At 71.6% G+C, this 18646-nt stretch carries 19 protein-coding genes and 1 riboswitch; of the genes, 9 read left to right on the top strand and 10 right to left on the bottom strand.

Annotated features, from left to right (window positions below):
• A partial coding sequence (locus AB0I81_RS00005; RefSeq protein ID WP_360650124.1) for an AraC family transcriptional regulator occupies positions 1 to 93 on the top strand: 93 nt, incomplete at its 5' end.
• A gap of 288 nt (positions 94 to 381) precedes the next feature.
• Here the strand turns inward: AB0I81_RS00005 and AB0I81_RS00010 are convergent.
• From AB0I81_RS00010 to AB0I81_RS00050, 9 genes are all read right to left on the bottom strand, one after another.
• Positions 382 to 711, bottom strand: a complete 330-nt coding sequence (locus AB0I81_RS00010; RefSeq protein ID WP_360647204.1) for a nucleoside triphosphate pyrophosphohydrolase family protein — start codon at positions 709 to 711, stop codon at positions 382 to 384.
• Between the two features lie 16 nt (positions 712 to 727).
• Complete coding sequence (locus AB0I81_RS00015) at positions 728 to 1189, bottom strand: nuclear transport factor 2 family protein (RefSeq protein WP_360647207.1); 462 nt, start codon at positions 1187 to 1189, stop codon at positions 728 to 730.
• A 261-nt stretch (positions 1190 to 1450) separates the two neighbouring features.
• Positions 1451 to 1999: a hypothetical protein gene (locus AB0I81_RS00020; RefSeq protein ID WP_360647210.1), complete on the bottom strand. Its 549-nt coding sequence runs from the start codon at positions 1997 to 1999 to the stop codon at positions 1451 to 1453.
• On the bottom strand, positions 1996 to 3783 hold the full coding sequence (locus AB0I81_RS00025; protein ID WP_360647213.1) for an ATP-binding cassette domain-containing protein: 1788 nt from the start codon (positions 3781 to 3783) through the stop codon (positions 1996 to 1998). The genes AB0I81_RS00020 and AB0I81_RS00025 overlap by 4 nt, the downstream gene beginning before the upstream one ends.
• A 2-nt stretch (positions 3784 to 3785) precedes the next feature.
• On the bottom strand, positions 3786 to 4862 hold the full coding sequence (locus AB0I81_RS00030) for an iron ABC transporter permease (protein ID WP_360647216.1): 1077 nt from the start codon (positions 4860 to 4862) through the stop codon (positions 3786 to 3788).
• Entirely contained in the window at positions 4859 to 6052 is a 1194-nt protein-coding gene (locus AB0I81_RS00035; RefSeq protein WP_360647219.1) for an ABC transporter substrate-binding protein, read from the bottom strand. Before AB0I81_RS00035 ends, AB0I81_RS00030 begins: the two co-directional genes overlap by 4 nt.
• A 143-nt stretch (positions 6053 to 6195) precedes the next feature.
• Positions 6196 to 6374, bottom strand: a riboswitch (cobalamin riboswitch).
• An 88-nt stretch (positions 6375 to 6462) separates the two neighbouring features.
• Entirely contained in the window at positions 6463 to 6735 is a 273-nt protein-coding gene (locus AB0I81_RS00040; protein ID WP_360647222.1) for a hypothetical protein, read from the bottom strand.
• A gap of 36 nt (positions 6736 to 6771) precedes the next feature.
• On the bottom strand, positions 6772 to 8313 hold the full coding sequence (locus AB0I81_RS00045; RefSeq protein ID WP_360647225.1) for an ABC transporter substrate-binding protein: 1542 nt from the start codon (positions 8311 to 8313) through the stop codon (positions 6772 to 6774).
• Between the two features lie 26 nt (positions 8314 to 8339).
• Complete coding sequence (locus AB0I81_RS00050) at positions 8340 to 9650, bottom strand: MATE family efflux transporter (RefSeq protein ID WP_360647228.1); 1311 nt, start codon at positions 9648 to 9650, stop codon at positions 8340 to 8342.
• 107 nt (positions 9651 to 9757) lie between these two features.
• Between AB0I81_RS00050 and AB0I81_RS00055 the strand changes: the two genes are divergently transcribed.
• From AB0I81_RS00055 to AB0I81_RS00070, 4 genes are read left to right on the top strand one after another with little or no spacing between them, the layout of a single operon-like run.
• A complete protein-coding gene (locus AB0I81_RS00055; protein WP_360647231.1) occupies positions 9758 to 11251 on the top strand; it encodes an ABC transporter substrate-binding protein in 1494 nt (497 codons plus the stop codon).
• The gene (locus AB0I81_RS00060) at positions 11233 to 12186 is read left to right on the top strand and encodes an ABC transporter permease (protein WP_360647234.1); all 954 of its coding nucleotides are present in this window, start codon (positions 11233 to 11235) and stop codon (positions 12184 to 12186) included. Before AB0I81_RS00055 ends, AB0I81_RS00060 begins: the two co-directional genes overlap by 19 nt.
• Complete coding sequence (locus AB0I81_RS00065) at positions 12183 to 12977, top strand: ABC transporter permease subunit (protein ID WP_360647237.1); 795 nt, start codon at positions 12183 to 12185, stop codon at positions 12975 to 12977. The genes AB0I81_RS00060 and AB0I81_RS00065 overlap by 4 nt, the downstream gene beginning before the upstream one ends.
• Positions 12974 to 14347, top strand: coding sequence for an ATP-binding cassette domain-containing protein (locus AB0I81_RS00070; protein ID WP_360647240.1), 1374 nt, complete (start codon positions 12974 to 12976; stop codon positions 14345 to 14347). Before AB0I81_RS00065 ends, AB0I81_RS00070 begins: the two co-directional genes overlap by 4 nt.
• 36 nt (positions 14348 to 14383) lie before the next feature.
• On the opposite strand, the gene AB0I81_RS00075 is transcribed toward AB0I81_RS00070, so the two are convergent.
• The gene (locus AB0I81_RS00075; RefSeq protein WP_360647242.1) at positions 14384 to 14527 is read right to left on the bottom strand and encodes a hypothetical protein; all 144 of its coding nucleotides are present in this window, start codon (positions 14525 to 14527) and stop codon (positions 14384 to 14386) included.
• Between the two features lie 181 nt (positions 14528 to 14708).
• Between AB0I81_RS00075 and AB0I81_RS00080 the strand changes: the two genes are divergently transcribed.
• The 4 genes from AB0I81_RS00080 to AB0I81_RS00095 all read left to right on the top strand — a co-directional run bounded on the left by AB0I81_RS00080 (position 14709) and on the right by AB0I81_RS00095 (position 18358).
• The gene (locus AB0I81_RS00080) at positions 14709 to 15098 is read left to right on the top strand and encodes a transcriptional repressor (protein WP_360650127.1); all 390 of its coding nucleotides are present in this window, start codon (positions 14709 to 14711) and stop codon (positions 15096 to 15098) included.
• Between the two features lie 61 nt (positions 15099 to 15159).
• Positions 15160 to 15762 (top strand): superoxide dismutase, encoded by a 603-nt coding sequence (locus AB0I81_RS00085; RefSeq protein WP_360647245.1) that lies wholly within the window; start codon positions 15160 to 15162, stop codon positions 15760 to 15762.
• Positions 15763 to 15767: 5 nt separating this feature from the next.
• Positions 15768 to 16310, top strand: a complete 543-nt coding sequence (locus AB0I81_RS00090; RefSeq protein ID WP_360647248.1) for a GNAT family N-acetyltransferase — start codon at positions 15768 to 15770, stop codon at positions 16308 to 16310.
• A gap of 41 nt (positions 16311 to 16351) precedes the next feature.
• Positions 16352 to 18358, top strand: coding sequence for a YcaO-like family protein (locus AB0I81_RS00095; RefSeq protein ID WP_360647251.1), 2007 nt, complete (start codon positions 16352 to 16354; stop codon positions 18356 to 18358).
• Positions 18359 to 18646 lie beyond the last annotated feature (288 nt).

Here is an 18646-nt window from a genome sequence, read left to right on the forward strand (position 1 = left end):
GACGCGACCCACTTCAGCAAGGTATTCAAACAAGCCTACGGAATCACGCCACGAGCCTGGCGCGAGACAAACCACCCCCACTCCTCCACCTGATGTCACAGCATGGCCGGCGTTACCGGAATCACCGCTGCCCAGCCGCCCCGGGGATCAGCCGGGACAAGGCTGAGAACCACAACCGATCGGCGGCCTCATGGCGGGGACGGCTGATGTGACGGCGCAGCACCGCGTTCTCGTGCCACGACTGGCGCCCTTCGACATCTCTGCCGGGTGCGTGCGCCGAGTCGATACGCAGCGCGGTGCTGTCGCTGGTGCGCAAGACGGCTTGCCGGGCGTAGCCTCATTGCATCGAGTCGGCGCGCCTGATCTGATTGTGGCCGCGCATCAGCGACCGTCGCCACTGCCGCCGATCACTCCTCGTCGCTGCCGGTCGGCGAGCTTAGCAATATTGAGTTGGGCAACTTCCTCGAGCGCGATATCAAAATGATCGGCTATCACAGCGATGTACCACAGCGAGTCGCCGAGTTCCTTCTTGAGGTCTTCTATATCCCACTGTGAAAAATCGCTATCGTGATCGCGAACGATTTTCTTGGCTTTTTCGGCGATCTCGCCTGTCTCGCCGACGAGTCCCAGGAGCAGGTGAAAGAGTTCGTTGTGCTTGTTCTTGGGAGCGGCCGTCCGGAGTGCCGCCTGCTGATAATCATTGATGTTCAAGTGCTCGCCTATCGTGTCATGCCATGCGGTTCGGCCGCGTCTGCAGTGGGTTAGTGAAGGCTTGACGCGGCAATTCGGTGGGAGGTCGTGTTACGGGGCCGGGATTCGCATTCCCGGCGATCCCGCTCAGAATAGCCGCGTGACCGCGGATACGCCGCGAGACGTCGATGATCTCTGCATCGGTGGCGAAGGTGGCGATGAGGGCGTCCAGATCGCGGGCGTTGACGGCGTCCACGTAGGCCTGAACGCTCTTGGCCACGTCAGCGGCAGGAGGTGGGGCCGTGGAGGACGAGGCGGCAGGCACTGCGAGCGGCGGGGCGGTCGCGCAGCCAACCGCCAGGATGACGACGACGACAGCGAGCGCCCACCGAATATTGCGAAGAGGTTTTATGGCGTGATCATGCGGTGCCGGGCGTCCCCAGGTACAAGACCTGTTCTCATAACCGATGGCTATGGCAACCGCCGATGCGCTCGGCATGGAGGCTGCGGGAATGATGGTGGGGCAGTGGGTTGGCCACCGCGCTGGCCGATGCGCCCGCTGATCGCCTTGAAGATCCGCCGCTGGTCGTAGCGATGTGTGGGGATCGCGGGTGTCCCGTTGATGGCACCGGTCCCAAGACAGCAATACGCGACACGCTGCCGAATCGCATCCATCGGGAGTCCGCCGCCTGCTGACCCGTGCGGAACTCCACCTTCAACCCACCGCTGAGCCTCCTGTCCCTTGGCCACATCAACGCACCTACTGATGCTTGAATCCCTTCCCGGTACGGTCCAGCGGGTCGGGCGGCAGGCCGAGGTAGTCGGCGCGCAGTTCGTCCCAGGCCGACAGACGGTCGAAGTCGGGCTCGTCGAGGAGCTGCTGGCGGTCGGTCAGGAACGGGTTGGGCAGGAGCACGGTCATGAGCTGGTCTCCGCGCCCGTTGAACATGCGCAGGCCCCACGACACGGGGCTGCCGTCGGCGCTGATGGAGCGGTAGAGCTCGGCGCGGGCACAGCGGCGGATGGCGCCGAGCTCGGGGCCGCCGGCGGTGTGCTCGCCGATGCAGAGGTGGAAGTGCCAGCGGCCGAAGTCCACGGTCACGTAGCCGTCGTAGAGGCTGATGCGTTCGGGAGCGTTGGGGGCGGCGACCTCCCAGGCCGCGCCCTGGACGATGACGCCGAACCAGATGTGCTCCCAGTGCCGCTCGAAGATGCGGGTGACGAGGGACAGCAGCGTCTCCTCGTCGGTGGACAGCGGCCAGACGTGCAGGGTGCCGGTGCCGTGTTCCTCGACGACGGTGTGGCTCATGAGGTCTCTCCTATGGCCCGCGCCCACTGATCGCGGCGGGCTTGGTCGGGGATGAGGGCGCAGTCGCCGCACTTGCCACCGTCGGGCAGGCGGTAGTACAGGCAGCAGCTGCGCCGGACGAAGAACGGGTGGCCGGGTGCGGGTTCGGCGAGTTCGCCGGTGCCGCGCAGCCGTCCGATCCGGAGCAGGTCGCGGCCCAGTTCGATGGCCGCGGCGGCCTGGGCGGGGCGTTGGCGGGCCATCGCCCGGACGGTGCCTGCCAGGGCCGAGGCGGCGTTGCCCCACAGCAGGCCGGGCGCGAGCTTGACGATGCCCGTGATGGTCGTGGCGAGTGGTTCGAGTTGCTCGGTGACGACCCGGCGGTAGAGCATCGCGGGGATCCGGTCGGGAGCGCGTACGTGCCAGCCCGTGAGGCGGGCGGCGCGCAGCGGCAGGGGGCCGGTCGGGGCAGGACGCCAGCGCAGGTCTCCGGCCGGGAGGTCGAGCAGCAGGCCGTGCTCGACGAACACGCCGGCGGGAGGGGACCACAGGCGGGCGGCCAGGCCCTGGAACAGGATGGAGGCGGCGACCCTGCGCTCACGCGTGGCGAGCCGCTCCGCCACCTCGTCGATCTTGTCCGCCAGCGTCCGGGAGCCGGTGAGCAGGTCGGGCAGCGGGCGCCAGCCAGAATCATCGGGCTCGCCGGCGCTCGGCGGGGTGAGTTCGAAGTAGCCGCCGATGGCGCTGACGCCGGCGACCGCCGCCGCGAGCGTGTCCTCGTCCGCGGGCAGCAGGCCGGGTGGCTTCGCCGACCTGGCGGCGGCGCGGGCGAACGCGGCCACCTCCGGCAGGGTGTCCAGGCGCGATCGTGCACCGTCGTAGGCGGCCTCGTATGCCTCGCCGGTGTGCCGGACCGAGAGGACGGGTTCGGCGCCGCCGCTGTGCCAGCCCTCGCGGGCCAGCGCGCGTTCGAGCAGGGGGCGGTGCAGGCCGCCGGCGGTCACGGAGACGGTGCCGGTGCCGCCGGGGTGCAGCGTGAAGACGCCCCCGGCGGCGTCGAAGGAGAGTTCGTCGCCGTCGAAGGTGGTGCCGATCGCTCCGGTCAGTGTCAGCTCCTCCGGGGTCCCGGCGCGCAGCCCGCCGCCGGGTTCGAGCAGCCAGACGCGGTCGGCGACGCGCAGGGCCAGTTCGAGGTCGTGGGTGGAGGCCACGATCACCAGGTCGCGTTGCCTGGCCAGGCGGCGGAGCAGGCCCATGAGCGCGACGCGGGAGGTGACGTCGAGGAAGGCGGTCGGCTCGTCCAGCAGGATGACGGACGGCTCCTGGGCCAGGGCGCGGGCGACGAGGACGCGTTGCCGTTCTCCGTCGGACAGTTCGGTGACCTGGCGGCCGGCCAGGTGGCCGGCCTGGACGGCGGTCAGCGCCCAGGTGACGATCTCGTGGTCGGCGGGCGACAGCCGGCCGCTGAAGCCGGTGTGGGGATGGCGGCCGAGCCCGGCCACCTCGCGGGCGCTGAGCAGCGGGGGCAGGTCACGTTCGGTGAGCACGACGGCGAGGCGGCGCGCCAGGTCTGCGGCCGGGACGGAGGCGACCGGCCGGTCGCCGATCAGGACGGCGCCGGACAACGCGGGTTGCAGGGCGGCCATGGTACGCAGCAGGGTGGATTTGCCGGTTCCGTTCGGGCCGATGAGCACGGTCAGCTCGCCGGGCGCGGCTTCGGCGTCGAGCCCTTCGAGCACCCGGCGTTCGGGCCGGCCGCGCCTGGCCGGGTAGCCGGCGCAGAGCTCTCGCAGGCGGAGCGCCATCGTCACACCCCCAGTCCGGTACGGGCGGCGCGGCTGCGCAGCAGCACCGTGATGACCACCGGCGCGCCGACGATCGTGGTCACGGCGTTCAGCGGCAGCACCACCCCGCTGCCCGGCGCCTGGGTGGCGACACAGCACAGCAGCGCGGTGGCCGCGCCGAGCAGCGCCACGCCGGGCATCAGCAGCCGGTGGTCGGTGGTGCCCAGCAACAGCCTGGCCACGTGCGGCACGGCCAGGCCGAGGAAGGCGACCGGGCCGCAGTAGGCGGTCACCGCGCCGGCCAGCACGGAGGCGAGGAGCAGGGTGAGCGTGCGAACCAGCCGGACACGGACGCCCATCGTGCGCGCGTAGTTCTCCCCGAGCAGCAGCGCGTTGAGTGGTTTGACCCCGGCCAGTGCGCCCGCCAGGGCGGCGAGGCAGACCGGCCCGAACAGGCCCAGGTCGGCCCAGGTGGTGCCGGCGAAGCTGCCCAGGCCCCAGCTGATGAACTGCTGGGCGCGCTGCGGGTCGGTGTAGACGAGCAGCAGGGTGATGACCGAGGTGGCGGCCGAGCCGACCATGACGCCGACCACCAGCAGCGTCACGACCGAGCGGACCCGCCGCGACAGCGCCAGCACCAGGGCGAGCACGGCCGCCGCGCCGCCCGAGGCGGCCACCACGATCCCGGCCCGCCCCAGCCCGGCGACCCCGGCCGTGAACGCGCCGGCGGCGCCGCCCCAGCCGACGATGACGAGCGCCACGCCCAGGCTGGCGCCGGAGCTGACGCCGAGGATGTACGGCTCGGCCAGCGGGTTGCGGAACAGCGTCTGCATCTGCACCCCGGCCACCGACAGGGCCGCTCCGGCCAGGGCCGCGGTGAGGGCGCGTGGCAGCCGTACCGTCCAGATGATCTCCGTGATGGTCGGGTCGGCGGCGGGGGCGCGGAGCACGGCGGCCAGCGCCTGGTCCAGCGGGATGGAGGTGGAGCCGAGGGTGACGGCCAGCGCGAACGCGGCCGGGACCGCCACCGTCAGGCCCCACAGGACACCCGCCCGGCGGCGGTCTGCCGCCGGTGCGGCCGGGATGGCTACCGCGGTCACTTGGTGAGTTTCTGGTAGAAGGTGAACTGATGGCCCGGGGCCAGGTCGGGGTGGAGGATGGCCACCAGGTCGGCGAGGATCAGCTCGGGGTGGCCGACGCCGCGCTCGAAGAAGTCGTTGCCGCCCTCCGGTCCCAGCGCCTTGTTGGACGACCACACCTGGCCCGACTCGTACGCGGCGAACTTGGCGTAGCGGGCGTCGGCCTTCTCCACGTCCGTGAGGGTCTTCCACTCGGGGGCGGTGGCCAGCCACACCTGGGCGTCCTTGGCCTTGGCGAGCACGGCCTCCAGGTCGAGCGTGGTGCTGCCGGGGCCGGGGAGATCGGCCCAGGCGTAGGTGCCGCCCGCATCCTTGATCAGCCTGCCGACGTAGCTGCCGCCGTTGGAGACCGACCACTGGCCCTGGTACATCTGGCCCGGCAGGATCGTGACCGGGGTGACGCCCTTGACCTTGGCGGCCAGGGCGTTGTAGTCGGCCTCCACCTTGTCGAACACCGTCTGGGCCTGCTTCTCCGTACCGGTGAGCGCGGCCATGACTTTGATCCACTCGGCCCGGCCGAGCGCCGTGCTCTCCAGCCATTCGGCGTTGGCGACCACCTTGACACCGGCCTGGCGCAGCGGCCCGTACGCCTTGTCCTCGGTGCCGCCGGTCATGAGCACGTCCGGCTTGGCGCCGATGACCTTCTCGGTGTCGATCTCCTGGCCGGAGGCGTACTCGGTGACGGCGCCGGCGGTGACCCGCTCGCGCACCTGCGCCGAGGTGATGAACGCGGCGGAGGCCACACCCTTGAGCCGGTCGAGCACGCCCAGGTCGGTGACGAAGGGCAGGTGCGTGGTGGCCGCCGAGAACAACGACCTGATCGGCGTCTCGACGGTGATCGCGCCCGCCAGGTCGCCGGTCAGCTCGGGCGCGGGCGTGCCGCAGCGCACCAGCACGTACGTCTCCGCCCTGGCTCCCGGAGCGGGCTGCTTGACGGTGACGACCTGGTAGTTCCTGGCGTAGGCGAGGGTGACGTTGGTGGCGTGCCGCAGCGTCTGCTTGACCGGGAAGTAGTCCGTGTTCGCGTCATAGGCGGTGACGCAGCGGCCGTCGGCGGGTGCCGGGGCCGCGGCGGGCTCGGGGGTGCCGCACGCGGTGGCGGCCAGCAGGACGGCGAGCAGCACGCCTGAGAGGTGGCGGGAAGGGCCCAACGGGGAGCTCCTGGGGGACGGGCCGCGGCGACCGTTCCTCGACGGCGCCCACGGCGGGTGATGAGCGGGATCACCGGAAAGAACCGTGGACAGCCGGGTGCCATGGCGGTCACCGTCCTCTCTTGGGGAGATCCGCCCCAAATTCCTCGAGGAGGCGACCGCGTGAGTCTCCTGGCTCTCGGGTCAACGCTCACCCCGGCCTTCCCACCCATGGGCAGTGGCCTTCGTCGGGGATCGCTCACCGATCACAGTGGCGGGACCGCGCCGGAATCACACCGGCTTCCTCGTTCCGCCGTCGCCTGCATGATGCTGTTAGGTAGATCTTTGCTAGGAGTTGCCCGGTCCCGTGGTCGGTGAAACCGGGAGTGTCCCGCCATCCGGACCCTTGTCGCGTAAGAGGCGTCCGCGCTCTAGGGCGGCCTTTGCGGTCGGTTCGCCCTGTCCGCCAGGCAGGCGCGTCGCACGAGGGAACCCGGTACGAGTCCGGGACCGATCCAGCCGGATGTCCCCCGGATATGGGACGAAGCACGGGTGCCGGGGCTGATCGAGGAAGGCTCGGGCGCGGGCACCGAGCGGCCCTCGTCGCACAGCCGACGCGACTCGGTCATGGTGGCGTCCACCAGGGGACGGTCCGGGCCACCGGTGGGCTCGTCGGCGAGCAGCTCCTTCACGCGTAGCTTCATGGCACGGTCACTCATGTCCTGGGCTGCGAGGGCACATCACGGAGCGGGCTTCCACTCGGGGAGTGTGTTGAACAGGCCGCCGGTGGCGTGCTCGTGGGCCTCCACTCCGACCGTGATGCCCGACCAGCCGCCCCGCACCACGTAGGTGTGCTTGAGGTAGACCAGGTACACCCACACCTGGTCATCGCTGAGGCGCCGCTGGAGTTCGTCGTAGGCCCGTTTGCGTACGGCGGGGTCGGCCGACTGGCGTCCGGTGTCGAGGAGTTTGTCCACCTCGGGCGCCTTGTAGCGGCCCGGGTTGAAGTAGCCCTGGCCGATGAAGGATGAGTGGAACAGCTCGTAGTTGGTGTAGTCGGGATCGTACGGACTGCCCCAGCCCATGATCAACGCGTCCTTGGACATGCGCGCCTCGATGGCCTCCCAGTCCAGCCCGGCCAGTCGCACGTCGATGCCGATCTTCTTGGCGTCCGACGCCACTGCCAGCGCCAGTTCCTTGCGCAGCGAGTCGCCCGCCGGGTACATGAGCGTGAACCGGGCGGGCGTGCCGCCCTTGGCGCGGATGCCGTCCGCGCCGGCCTGCCATCCGGCCTCCTCCAGCAGCCGCACTGCCGCGTCCCGGTCCGGTGCCGCCGGGCCGTCCACCGCCGGGTTGTGCCAGTCGGTGCCCGGCGCGACGGGACCGAACGCCGGTTCCCCGGCCCCCGCGAGGATCGTGGCGACCATGGCCTGCCGGTCGGTGGCCAGGTTCAGTGCCTTGCGGATGGCCAGGTCACCGGTCACCGGCTGCTCCAGCGGGAACATGACGCCCCGGTAGTCGGCGCTGGGCGCCTCGTACACCGTCACCCCCGGCTGGTTCCTGAACCGGCCCGCCGCCTTGGGCGGCAGCTCCGTCGCGGTGAACTCCCCCGCCGCCATCCGGGTGGCCCGGGCGTTGTCGTCGCTGGTGTACGCCAGCACCACCGTTTTGATCGCCGGCCGGGCACCCCAGTACCGCTCGTTGGCCTTGAGCGTGATCTTGTCGCCTTTGACCCACGACCCGAAGGTGTACGGCCCCGTCCCCACCGGGTCGCTCTTGACGTCCGAGCCCTCGGGCACGATGCCGAGCGTGGCCCGCTGCAAAATCGGCGCGTAGGGGTACTTCAGCCGGAACACCACCGTCCGCGCGTCCGGCGCCTCCACCTTCTCGATCGCGGCGTAGTCGCCGCGGATCGGCGAGTTGTTGGCCGGCTTGAGCAGCTCCCGGTAGGTGTAGGCGACATCGGCGCCGGTCAGCGCCTTGCCGTTGTGGAAGGTGACGCCCTGGCGGAGGGTGAAGGTCACCTCGGTCCCCTTGACCTCAGGTAACGCCTCGGCCAACGCGGGTCGCAGCTTCAGGTCAGGGGTGCGGCGCACCAGCCCGTCGTACAGCAGGGAGCCGCCGTCGGGCGCGTACCCGAGCACGGGGCTCAGCGTGTCGGGCTCCGACCCCAGGCCGAGCACGACGGTGTCCTGCGTTCGCGACGCCGTGGGCTGCGTCGGGGCCGAACACGCGGTGAGCGCCAGGAGCATCGCCGCGAGCAGGGCCGGTCTGCGCCTCATGCAGTGACCGTAGAGCGACATACTTGCTATTGCAATACCTTCGCAAGAGTGCGACGGAAGCGGGCGAGCAGTAGTGCGGCGGTGGCGGCGAGGCCGGTGAACAGGCCGAGCCAGGTGCCGAGCGTGTCCAGCCCGACCGGTACGGCCAGTAGCCAGGCGGCGGGCAGCCCGATGAGCCAGTAGCCGACGAGGGTCACCCGGAAGCCGCCCTTGGTGTCGTCGACGCCGCGCAGCAGCCCGACCCCGATGTTCTGCGCGCAGTCGGCGAACTGCATGACGGCCGCCACGAAGAGCAGGCCGGTGGCGATCTCCATCGCCGTGGTGTCGCCCGGTTGCAGGAACGGGCGCAGCACCAGGCCGGGCAGCGCCACGTACAGCACGGCCACGACGCCCATCGCCACGGCCCCGCAGGCCAGCGCGGCGCGCGCGATCCGCCGGGCCTGCCGTGGGTCGCCGAGGGCGACCTCGCGGCTGACCCCGATGGAGGCGGCGTGCGACAGGCCGACCGAGATCTGGAAGACGATGTAGACGAGCTGGTTGACGGCGGTGTGCGCGGCCAGGGCCGCGGTGCCGAAGGTGCCGACGAGCAGGGCGACGACGGAGAAGAAGCCGGCCTCGGAGCCGTAGGTGGCGGCGATGGGCACGCCGAGGCCGGTGAGCCGGCGCAGGGTGGCGGGGCGGGCTCGCCAGGCGCGCAGGTCGAGCATGGGAGCGAGGTCGGGGTCGCGGCGTGCGGAGAGGTACAGGGCGATGGAGGTCAGCAGGTGGACGGTGCTGGTGGCCAGGCCGATGCCGGCCGGCCCGAGGGAACCCATCAGCGCCAGATTGAGTGCGAGGTTGACCACGATGGAGGCGAGGGTGATGCGCAGCAGGGCCTGCGGGCGGCGCATCCCGACGGTGAACTGCCGGATCGCCTGGAACCACAGGCACGGCACCAGTCCGGGCGCCAGCGCCCACAACATGGGCCGCATCGCGTCGATGACCTCGGGGGCCTGCCCGAGCAGCGCCACGCCCTCCCCCACCGCGATCATGAGCGCGGCGCCCGCGACCCCGGCGGCGGTGGCCAGCGCCAGCGCGGCGCGTACGAGGTCGCCGAGGTCCTCCCGCCGGGCGTGCGCGGCGGCCACCTGGTTGCCGACGGCGGTGACCAGGCCGACGCCCATGGTGCGGAACTGGTTGAAGATCACCATGGCCAGCCCGCCGGAGGCCAGCGCCTCGACGCCCAGCAGGCCGAGCATGGCGGTGTCCGTGGTGGTCAGGGCGACCTGGGCGAGCTGGGTGAGAGCGAGCGGTACGGCCAGTGCGGTGAGCTCACGGGTCGTTGTTACCTTGCGCATACTCTCCCTTTAGGGTAGGCACACCTAAGCAAAACTGCACCATGGACGGGGACAAAGTGGACCTTAGTCGGCGTCAACTCTTGACGTCCGCCGGGGGTGCCGGGCTCGTGGCACTGCTCGCGGCCTGCGGTGGCGAAAACGATCCCAGGCCGGCGGGATCGGCCCAGGGTTCCCCGGTCAGCGGGGGCACGCTGCGGATCGGCGCGCTGGGCCGGGCGAGCGCGATCACCCGCGACCCGCACGGCACGCAGGCCAACGAGAGCGACTACCTGATCATCAGCCTCATCTACGACACGCTGACCGCCCCCGGCTCCCCCGACAACACCGCCCCCAGGCTGGCCGCGACGTGGAAGGCCGACGAGGACGTCAAGACCTGGCGGTTCACGCTGGCCAAGGGCGCGACGTTCCACGACGGCACGCCGGTCACCGCCGAGGACGTCGTCTGGTCGTTGCGCCGGCTGCGCGACACCCCGGGCGGCGCGTCCCGCCTGCCCGGCATCAAGACCTCCGGCATCGAGGCGGACGGCGACACGGTGGTGCTCACCTCCGACTATCCGAACGCCGACCTGCCGCTGCTGGTACGGCTGTCCACCTTCGTGCTGAAGAAGGACACCGAGGACGTCTCGAACGCGCCGGGCAGCGGGCCGTTCAAGCTGGGGTGGTACCGCGACGGCAACGCCCGCCTGGTACGCAACGACGCCTGGCACGGCGGCAGGCCCTACCTCGACGCCATCGAGGTCAAGATCTTCGAAAGCCCGCAGGCCATGGCCAACGCGCTGCTCGGCGGCCAGATCGACGTGGCCTCCAACGCCGGCGCGGTCGCGGCCAGGACCGCGGCCGCCCGTCCGGGCGTGCAGGTGCTGCGCCGGCCGAACGACATGTCCATGCCGATCGTCATGCGCACCGCCGAGGGCAGCCCGTTCGCCGACCCCAGGGTGCGCGAGGCGCTGCGGCTGGCGGTGGACCGCGAGGCCATGGTCAAGCAGGTGCTCAGCGGGTACGGCCGGGTCGCCAACGACGTGCTCGGCACCGGCGACGCCGCCTACGCCAAGGATCTGCCACAGCGCACCCGCGATCTCGCGCGGGCCAGGCAGTTGTTGCAGGAGGCCGGGTTCGACCTGACGAAGACGTATCAGCTGCGCACCACGGAGGACGTCGCGGGCCTGGCCGAGTCCGCGACGCTGTTCGCCACTCAGGTACGCGAGGCGGGCGTGCGGGTCGAGGTGGTCAAGGAGGAGTCGGGGACGTTCTGGGACAAGACCTGGCTCAAGGCCGACCTGTACACCACCTACTGGGGCACCAACGACTCGGTGCTCTTCTTCGCCAGCAAGATCCTGGCCGGGGACGCCGCGCAGAACGAGACGGCGTGGCGGGACGCCGAGTTCGACCGGGCGTACAAGCAGGCCGTCGGCACCCTGGACGAGACCACCCGGGCGCAGGCCATGCGCAGGCTTCAGGAGATCCAGCACGAGCGCTCCGGCTACGTGTTGTGGGGCATGGCCGACGGCATCGACCTGGCCGCGGCCACCGTGCGGGACCTGCCCAAACTGCCCGGGTACGGACGAGTGCAACTCGAGCGGGTATGGCTGGCCAAGCAGTAGCGGCGCTCACCCGGCTCGGCTGGGTACTGGCCCGGCGGGTCGCCCTGCTCGCCGCGTTGCTGGCGCTGGTCTTCGCCGTCGTCGAGGCCCTTCCCGGTGACGCGGCCGAGGCGACGTCCGAGCGGGGCGAGAGCGCCGCCGACGTCGAGCGGCGGCGTGTGCTGCTGGGGCTGGACCAGCCGCTCGTGTGGCGGTTCCTGCGCTGGATGGCGGGTCTGCCGGCCGGTGACCTCGGGGTCTCGGCGCGTGGCGAGCCGGTGCTGAGCCTGCTGGCCGGACCGCTGCCGAACACGTTGCTGCTGGGTGGGCTGGCGCTGGCGGTCACCGTGGTGGCGGCGGTCGGGCTCGGCGGCTGGGCGGCGCTGCGGCCGGGATCGTGGACCGACCGGGTGATCTCCGCCTCCGCCACGGCGGTGCTGGCGCTGCCGGAGTTCGTGATCGCGGTGGCGCTGGTGCTGGTCTTCGCCTTGTGGGCGGGCGTGCTGCCCGCCGCCACGCTGGCCGGCGCGGACGGCGCGCCCGCGTCGTGGAACATGCTGGTGCTGCCGGTGCTGGCGCTGGCGATCCCGCAGATCGGCTGGAACGCCCGGATCGTCCGCGGCGCGCTCGCCGACGAGGGCAGGGCTCCGCATGTCGCGGCGGCCGTGCTGGACGGGCTGACGCCGCGCCGGGTGCTCACTCACCATGTGCTGCCTGGTGCGCTGCCTGCCATTGCGGCGGGGGTGGCGACCTCAACGGGCATGCTGCTCGGCGGCGCGGTCGCGGTGGAGACGATCTTCAATTATCCGGGGGTGGGGGCGCTGCTCGCTGGTGCGGTGGCCGATCGGGACGCCCCGATCATCGCGGGTGTGGTGGCGCTGACCGGGGTGGCCATCACCATGGTGCTGCTCGTGGCGGACGCGATCCGCGCCTGGGCGGCAGGGGTACGCCGGTGAAGCACCGCATGGTGTTGCGCCTGCTGCCGGCTCTGGTGCTGCTGCTGGTGGCCGTGGCGGGCCCGTTGCTGGCGCCGCAGCCGGTGGACCAGCCCGTCACGATCCCGTACGGTCCGACGGGGATGGACGGGGCGCTGCTCGGCGGCGACCAGCTCGGCCGGGACGTGCTCAGCAGGCTGCTGCACGGCGGCCGGGATCTGGTGATCTCCTCGCTCGTGGTGGCGGCGCTGGTGACCGGGATCGCGGCCGTGCTCGGCGTGGCCGGCGCGCTGCGGCCCGCGTTCGGGCGCGTCGTGGAGCGGACGGCGGACGTGTTCATGCTGCTGCCGGCCGTGCTGGGCATTCTGCTCATCACGCTGTCCTGGCCGCAGGGTGGCCGGTTGGCGCTCGTGGTGGCGGCGGTGGGTCTGGCCCTCCCGTACGCGGTGCGCTTCATGGCCGCCGCCGCGGCACCCGTCGTGGCCACCGGTTATGTCGAGGCGGCGGTCGCGGGCGGTGAGCGGATGTGGCATCTGATCTTCCGTGACGTGCTGCCCAACCTGCGCGCCACCGTGCTCGCCCTGTTCGGCCTGCGTTTCGTCTCGGCCGTGTACGTGGTCGCGACGGCGGCGTTCCTGCAGATCGGGCCGCAGCCGCCGGCCGCCGACTGGGCGTTGATGATCCGGGAGAACTCCCCCGGCCTCGTCCTCAACCCCTGGGCCGTACTGGCTCCCAGCATCGCGATCGGCCTGCTCGCCATGAGCGTCAACCTGGCGGCCGGCGCCTTCAGCCCCAAGGCGGAGCGCACATGACCGTCCACGCGCGGATCGACGCGCTGACCGTGGCCACGCCGGACGGGCACGAACTGGTGTCCGGCGTCGGCCTCACCGCCCGGGCCGGACGGGTGCTGGCCCTCGTGGGCCCGTCGGGCTCGGGCAAGACCACCCTGCTCCGGGCCATGATCGGCGATCTCCCTGCCGGTACCAGCCGTCGTACGGGCATGGTGGAGACGCTCGGTGTGGACGTCCTCGGCTGTGGGGCGGCCGAACTGCGCGCGCTGCGCCGTACCCGCGTCGCCTACGTCGGCCAGGATCCAGGATCGGCCCTCAACCCCTGGATGCGCGTCGGGAGGCTGATCACCGAGACCGGATCCCCTGGTGAGGCCGCCGACCTGCTCGACGAGGTGCGCCTGACCGGCATCCCCGGGCTGCTCAAGCGCCGGGCGGGCGAGTTGTCCGGCGGCCAGCAGCGCCGCGTCGCGCTGGCCAGGGCGCTGGCCCGCCGCCCGGACCTGCTGCTGCTGGACGAGCCCACCGCCGGGCTCGACGCGGCGCTGCGCGACGAGATCGGCGACCTGCTCCACAGCCTGGCCGCCCGGCGCGGCATGGCGGTGGTGCTGTCCTGCCACGACCAGAAACTCATCGCCCGGCTTGCCGACGACGTCCTGAACCTGCCCGGCGGCACCCCTTCCACGGCAGTGCCTCCGGCGTCCGCCGGGCCCGTCACCGAGCGGGCCAAGGAGTCCGGGCTGCGGGCACGCGCGCTGCACGCCGAGGTGGGCGCGGGGCGCCTGCCGGTGCTGCGCGGGGTGGACCTCGACGTGCCGTCCGGTACGGCCGTGGCCGTGGTCGGGCCGTCCGGGTCGGGCAAGACCACACTGCTGCGCGGGCTGGCCGGCCTGCACCCCTTCTCCGCCGGCACGGTCACACTCGACGGCGTCTCCCTCCATCCGAACGTCCGCGGGCGCGGGCGCGACCAGCGGCGCAGGCTCCAGTTCGTCCCGCAGAACCCGATGGGCGCGCTGAACCCCTCGACGACCGTGTCCGCCGCCCTGGCCCGCCCGCTGCTCCTGCACCGCCGCTGCCCGCGCGCCGCCGTGCCCGCCCAGGTCGCCGCGCTGCTGGAGCAGGTGGGACTCGGGGCCGAACAGGCGGGCCGTTATCCGCGTGAGCTGTCGGGCGGCCAGCGGCAGCGGGTCTCCATCGCCCGCGCCCTGGCCGCCGAACCCGACGTGCTGATCTGCGACGAGATCACCTCGGCCCTGGACGGCGGCACGGCGACGGCGGTGATGGAACTGCTGGTCCGGCTGCGGCACGAGCGTGGCGTGGCCGTGGTCTTCGCCTCCCACGACCTGGCCCTGGTCGAGCATTACGCCGACACCGTGATCAGCATCGGCCGGTGAAAGCCGCATGCCCCGCGCGGGGGCATGCGACTGCCGTCAGTCGACGGCCGGTCCGGCGATCGGGACGTACCCGCCGAACGGGCCGAGCAGCTCGTTGCCGGCCTGGCCCGCGAAGCTGACGCCCAGGGCGCCGCTGGAGAGACGGGCAGGCAGGAGTTGCGCGGCCGCCCGGAAGGACACGTCGTAGGCGATCTGCGGTGAGCTCAGACCAGTTGCACATCATTCGCAGAAGCATATGATTTGCAGACCTGTCATCTGATCGCCCAGCCAGAACCGCTGACCCTGGAGGGGGTGGTTCCCCATCGAGGCACACCTCACGGACACGCACGACGACATCGGGGACCTGCTGCCCCGGCTGGGGCTGCGCAGGACGGTGCCACGCCTGCTCATCCTGGACATCCTCGGCCAGGCGGCCACCCATCTCAGCGTGCTGAGCCTGCACAAGCTGGTGTCCTCGCTGTACGAGACGGTCAACGTCTCCACCATCTACCGCAACGTGACCGTGATGACGCAACACGGTGTGCTGCACAGCATCGACTACGCCGGCGAGACCCTGTTCGGCATCGCCGTGGTCCCGCACCACCACCTGATCTGCCGGCGCTGCGGCACGCTCGTCGAACTGCCCGCCGACCACCTGTCCGAGGCGGTGGCCAGGGTGATGGCGAGCAGTGGCTTCGAGATGAGCTCCGACGGCCAGGTGCTGAGCGGCCGTTGCCACCGCTGTCGGCACGCCATCCGGGATCTCAGCTAGTTGCGGGACTATGGTTGTTGCGAGTTATATGCAAGTACGAGATTTCGAGGAGAGATGGCCCATGGGTGACTACACCCTCCCGGACATGCCCTACGACTACGCCGCCCTGGAGCCCGCGATCACCGGCGAGATCCTGGAGCTGCACCACGCCAAGCACCACGCCGCCTACGTCAAGGGCGCCAACGACACCCTGGACAAGCTGGCGGAGGCGCGCGACAAGGGCGAGTTCGGCGGCCTGGTCGGGCTGGAGAAGACGTTCGCGTTCAACCTGTCCGGGCACGTGCTGCACACGATCTTCTGGCAGAACCTGTCCCCCGACGGCGGCGACCGCCCCGACGGCGAGCTGGGCGATGCCATCACCGAGCACTTCGGCTCGTTCGACGCCTTCAAGAAGCAGCTCAGCACCGCCACCGCCACCGTGCAGGGCTCCGGCTGGGGCATCCTGGCGTGGGAGCCGCTGAGCCGCCGCCTGGTCGTCGAGCAGGTCTACGACCACCACGGCAACGTCGGCATGAACACCACCCCGCTGCTCGTGTTCGACGCCTGGGAGCACGCCTACTACCTGCAGTACCGCAACGTCCGCCCGGACTACGTGGAAAAACTGTGGGGCCTGATCAACTGGAACGACGTGATCGCCCGCTACGACGCCGCCCGCGGCGCCTAGCCCCGATGCCGGCGACGCCCGCCCGGCCCGAGCTTGGTCCGCGGGGCCAGGCGGGCGCCGCCATCCGTCTCGTCCCCGCTGACGAGGTCGACCGCATCCTGGCCGCGGTGGCCGACGCGGCGGACGAGATCTTCACCCGCCCGCCCTGGACGCAGCCGCGCCAGGCCGCCCGAGCCGTCGCCGACCGCCTGGCCGCCGACGCGCTGCTGCCCGGCTTCATCCTGGCGGCGGCCCTGCACGAGGATCGGCTGCACGGGTTCGCCTACGGTCTGCGCTGCTCACGACTCGCACTGGCGGCCTCCCGCCTGCCGCGCGGCGACTTCACCCTCAAGGAACTGGCGGTTCTGCCTCCGGCCCGCGGACGCGGACTGGGGCTGAAGTTACACGACGCGATCCTGACCGCCGCGCCCGCCGCGTCCTGGTGGCTGACCACCCACCCGCGAGCCATCGAGGCCCTCGGTCTCTACCGGCACCGTGGCTGGCGAGTGGCCGCGCTGCAGGGCGCCGAAGACCGTACCCGATTGATCATGTTCCGCGAGACTCGCTGACACATCGGCAGCCCCCGCGCCCGACCCAGGAGGTCCGCCGGATGACCCGCACCCTCCGCATCACCCCTGGGCACCAGCTCTACCTGGGGGCCGACGGCATCTGGCGCTGCCATGAGCCCGACGGGCGCGTGACACGGATCCCCGCCCCCGGCACTCTGATGCGCCGCCTCCCCGAAGCCTTGGCGGGCACCACCGATCCGGACCTGATCGACCTGCTGCGGGCTCTGGAGGAACGCGGCATCCTCACCCGGCACGACAACGCCTCGCCCCTGGCCGGCCGCGTGGTCCACGTGATCGGGGACAACCCGGTCGCCGACATGACCGCCGCGCTGCTCCAGCCCCATCTTAAGGTGGAACGCGGCCCGCTCGACTCGGTCGGGGGCGTGGACATGGTCGTCGCCTGCGCCGGCTGGCTCCCCGACGCCGAGTGGCAGCGCCTCGATCGGCTGTGCGCCGGTATTCCGTGGCACCGCTGTCACGCCGAGGGCCTGACGTTCCGCCTCGGCCCGTGCGCCATCCCCGGCCGCACCGCCACCTACGCCGACACCCGCGCCCGCCGGCTGGCCGCCGCCCGCTCACCCCACGAACTGCTCACGTTGTGGGAGCGGATCGGCTCCGGCGACCACCTGGCCCCCGAGCCGTGGACCGCGACGAGCGGCACCGTGGCCGGGCTGCTGGTCGACGACGTGCTCGCGCTCCTGTCCGGGCAACCGGTCCCGAGCGAGGGCCACCAACTGGTCGTCGGCCCATCGCCGGCCCGGCATCCGGTGCTGCCGCTGCCCCGGCCTGGCTGGTCCGCGGCGGCCTCGCCCGAGCAGCTCGTGGACCCGGAGTTCGGGCTGATCAGGCGGCTGGCGCGGGAACAGAGCGCCCTGACCTCGTGCGTGCTCTACCGCGCGTATGTCTCCGCCACCGACCGTTTCGCCCCCTGGACGGCCGACCGGGTGGCCACCGGCACCGCGCTCGACAAGGCACAGGCGAGGAAATCGGCGATCGGCCAGGCTGTCGAACGCTACTGCGGCAACGCCGTCCCCGATGACCTGAGGCGCGCCCGCCACGCCGACCTGGGCACCGAGGCGATCGACCCCGAAACCCTCGCCCTGTACGCGCCGCGCCAGCACGCCGCACCCGGTTTCCCGTTCACGCCGTTGACCCCGGACTTGGAGATCGCGTGGGCGACCGGCCGCGACCTGGCGGGCGGCGCGGACGTCATGGTGCCCGCCTCGCTCGTGTACCTGAACGATGAGCGGCCACCGCACACGAACGCCCGCATCGGCGCCGGCCTCGCCGCCGGCATCAACCGCGAACGAGCCGAACGGTCGGCGCTGGAGGAGTTGTTCGAGCGCGATGCGGTCACCCTGTGGTGGCTGCGCGGCGAACGGGCCACCCATCTCCCGACGCCGCGTGGCCTGACCGGGGCGGTCACCGAGGCGACAGGCCGCGGCATCGTGGTCACCTTCCTGGCTGTTCCGTCCGAATTCGGCGTGCCGGTCGTCGGCGCCTTCCTGGAGGACCGCGCCCGCCGGATCGTGGCTTTCGGTACCGCCTGCCGCTCCGGCCCGGAACCGGCGGCGGCCAAGGCGTTCGCCGAGGCGGCGGTGTCGTACACGACGAGCTTGGCCCTGCTGGACGGCGACGGCCCGCTGTGGCGCACCACCGACCACCCCTACCGGCCTTTCCGCGCCGACCGGACCTACCGCGACGCCTTCCACGACGACTGGCGCGACCTGACGGACCCGAAACTGCATCCGCAGCTCTTCCTCGACCCGCGCATGCAGGGCCCCTCGCTGGACCGGCTGCGCCATCCGCGCCCCGGCCCGCCGCCGGCGGCCGTGGACCCGCGCGGCTACCTCGCGCGGCTGACCGGTGCCGGGCTGCGCGCCATCAGCGTGGACGTGACCACGCCGGACGTGCGCGCCACCGGGCTGCACGTGGTGCGGGTGGTAGTGCCCGGCCTGTACGCCACCGCGCCCGCGGCCTTCCCCTTCCTCGGCGGATCCCGGCTCGGTACGACCGAGCCGGTCCTCGATCCCTTGCCTCTCGCCTGAGCAGTGTCCGTGATGATGCGCATCGACCCAGATGCCGGCGGCCCGTCCGGACGTCCGCGGACCCCGGACGTGGGCCGGCCCGCACCTGACACGGGAAGCAGGTGCGGGCCGGGGCTTGGTGTCACCGAGACTTCGGTTATGACCACCCCCGTGGCTTACCTCTTACATCCGGGCGTACACGAGGTCTTGTCACTCTGTCTCCGAACCGCCATCCTTGCTTGAGCTGTGTTATTGCAAATCATGTGCAACAAGGAGCCCTGCGTGAGGCGTCCGCCGATCGTCCTGTCA

It is taken from the genome of Nonomuraea sp. NPDC050404, from assembly GCF_040655495.1.
In the GTDB taxonomy this organism is placed as follows: domain Bacteria; phylum Actinomycetota; class Actinomycetes; order Streptosporangiales; family Streptosporangiaceae; genus Nonomuraea.

Excerpts from the sequence above, each read along its gene's own strand:
- AB0I81_RS00015 (WP_360647207.1), bottom strand. The coding sequence starts at position 1,189 with ATGCCGAGCGCATCGGCGGTTGCCATAGCCATCGGTTATGAGAACAGG.
- AB0I81_RS00020 (WP_360647210.1), bottom strand. The coding sequence starts at position 1,999 with ATGAGCCACACCGTCGTCGAGGAACACGGCACCGGCACCCTGCACGTC.
- AB0I81_RS00025 (WP_360647213.1), bottom strand. The coding sequence starts at position 3,783 with ATGGCGCTCCGCCTGCGAGAGCTCTGCGCCGGCTACCCGGCCAGGCGC.
- AB0I81_RS00040 (WP_360647222.1), bottom strand. The coding sequence starts at position 6,735 with ATGAAGCTACGCGTGAAGGAGCTGCTCGCCGACGAGCCCACCGGTGGC.
- AB0I81_RS00045 (WP_360647225.1), bottom strand. The coding sequence starts at position 8,313 with ATGAGGCGCAGACCGGCCCTGCTCGCGGCGATGCTCCTGGCGCTCACC.
- AB0I81_RS00050 (WP_360647228.1), bottom strand. The coding sequence starts at position 9,650 with ATGCGCAAGGTAACAACGACCCGTGAGCTCACCGCACTGGCCGTACCG.
- AB0I81_RS00060 (WP_360647234.1), top strand. The coding sequence starts at position 11,233 with ATGGCTGGCCAAGCAGTAGCGGCGCTCACCCGGCTCGGCTGGGTACTG.
- AB0I81_RS00070 (WP_360647240.1), top strand. The coding sequence starts at position 12,974 with ATGACCGTCCACGCGCGGATCGACGCGCTGACCGTGGCCACGCCGGAC.
- AB0I81_RS00085 (WP_360647245.1), top strand. The coding sequence starts at position 15,160 with ATGGGTGACTACACCCTCCCGGACATGCCCTACGACTACGCCGCCCTG.
- AB0I81_RS00090 (WP_360647248.1), top strand. The coding sequence starts at position 15,768 with ATGCCGGCGACGCCCGCCCGGCCCGAGCTTGGTCCGCGGGGCCAGGCG.
- AB0I81_RS00095 (WP_360647251.1), top strand. The coding sequence starts at position 16,352 with ATGACCCGCACCCTCCGCATCACCCCTGGGCACCAGCTCTACCTGGGG.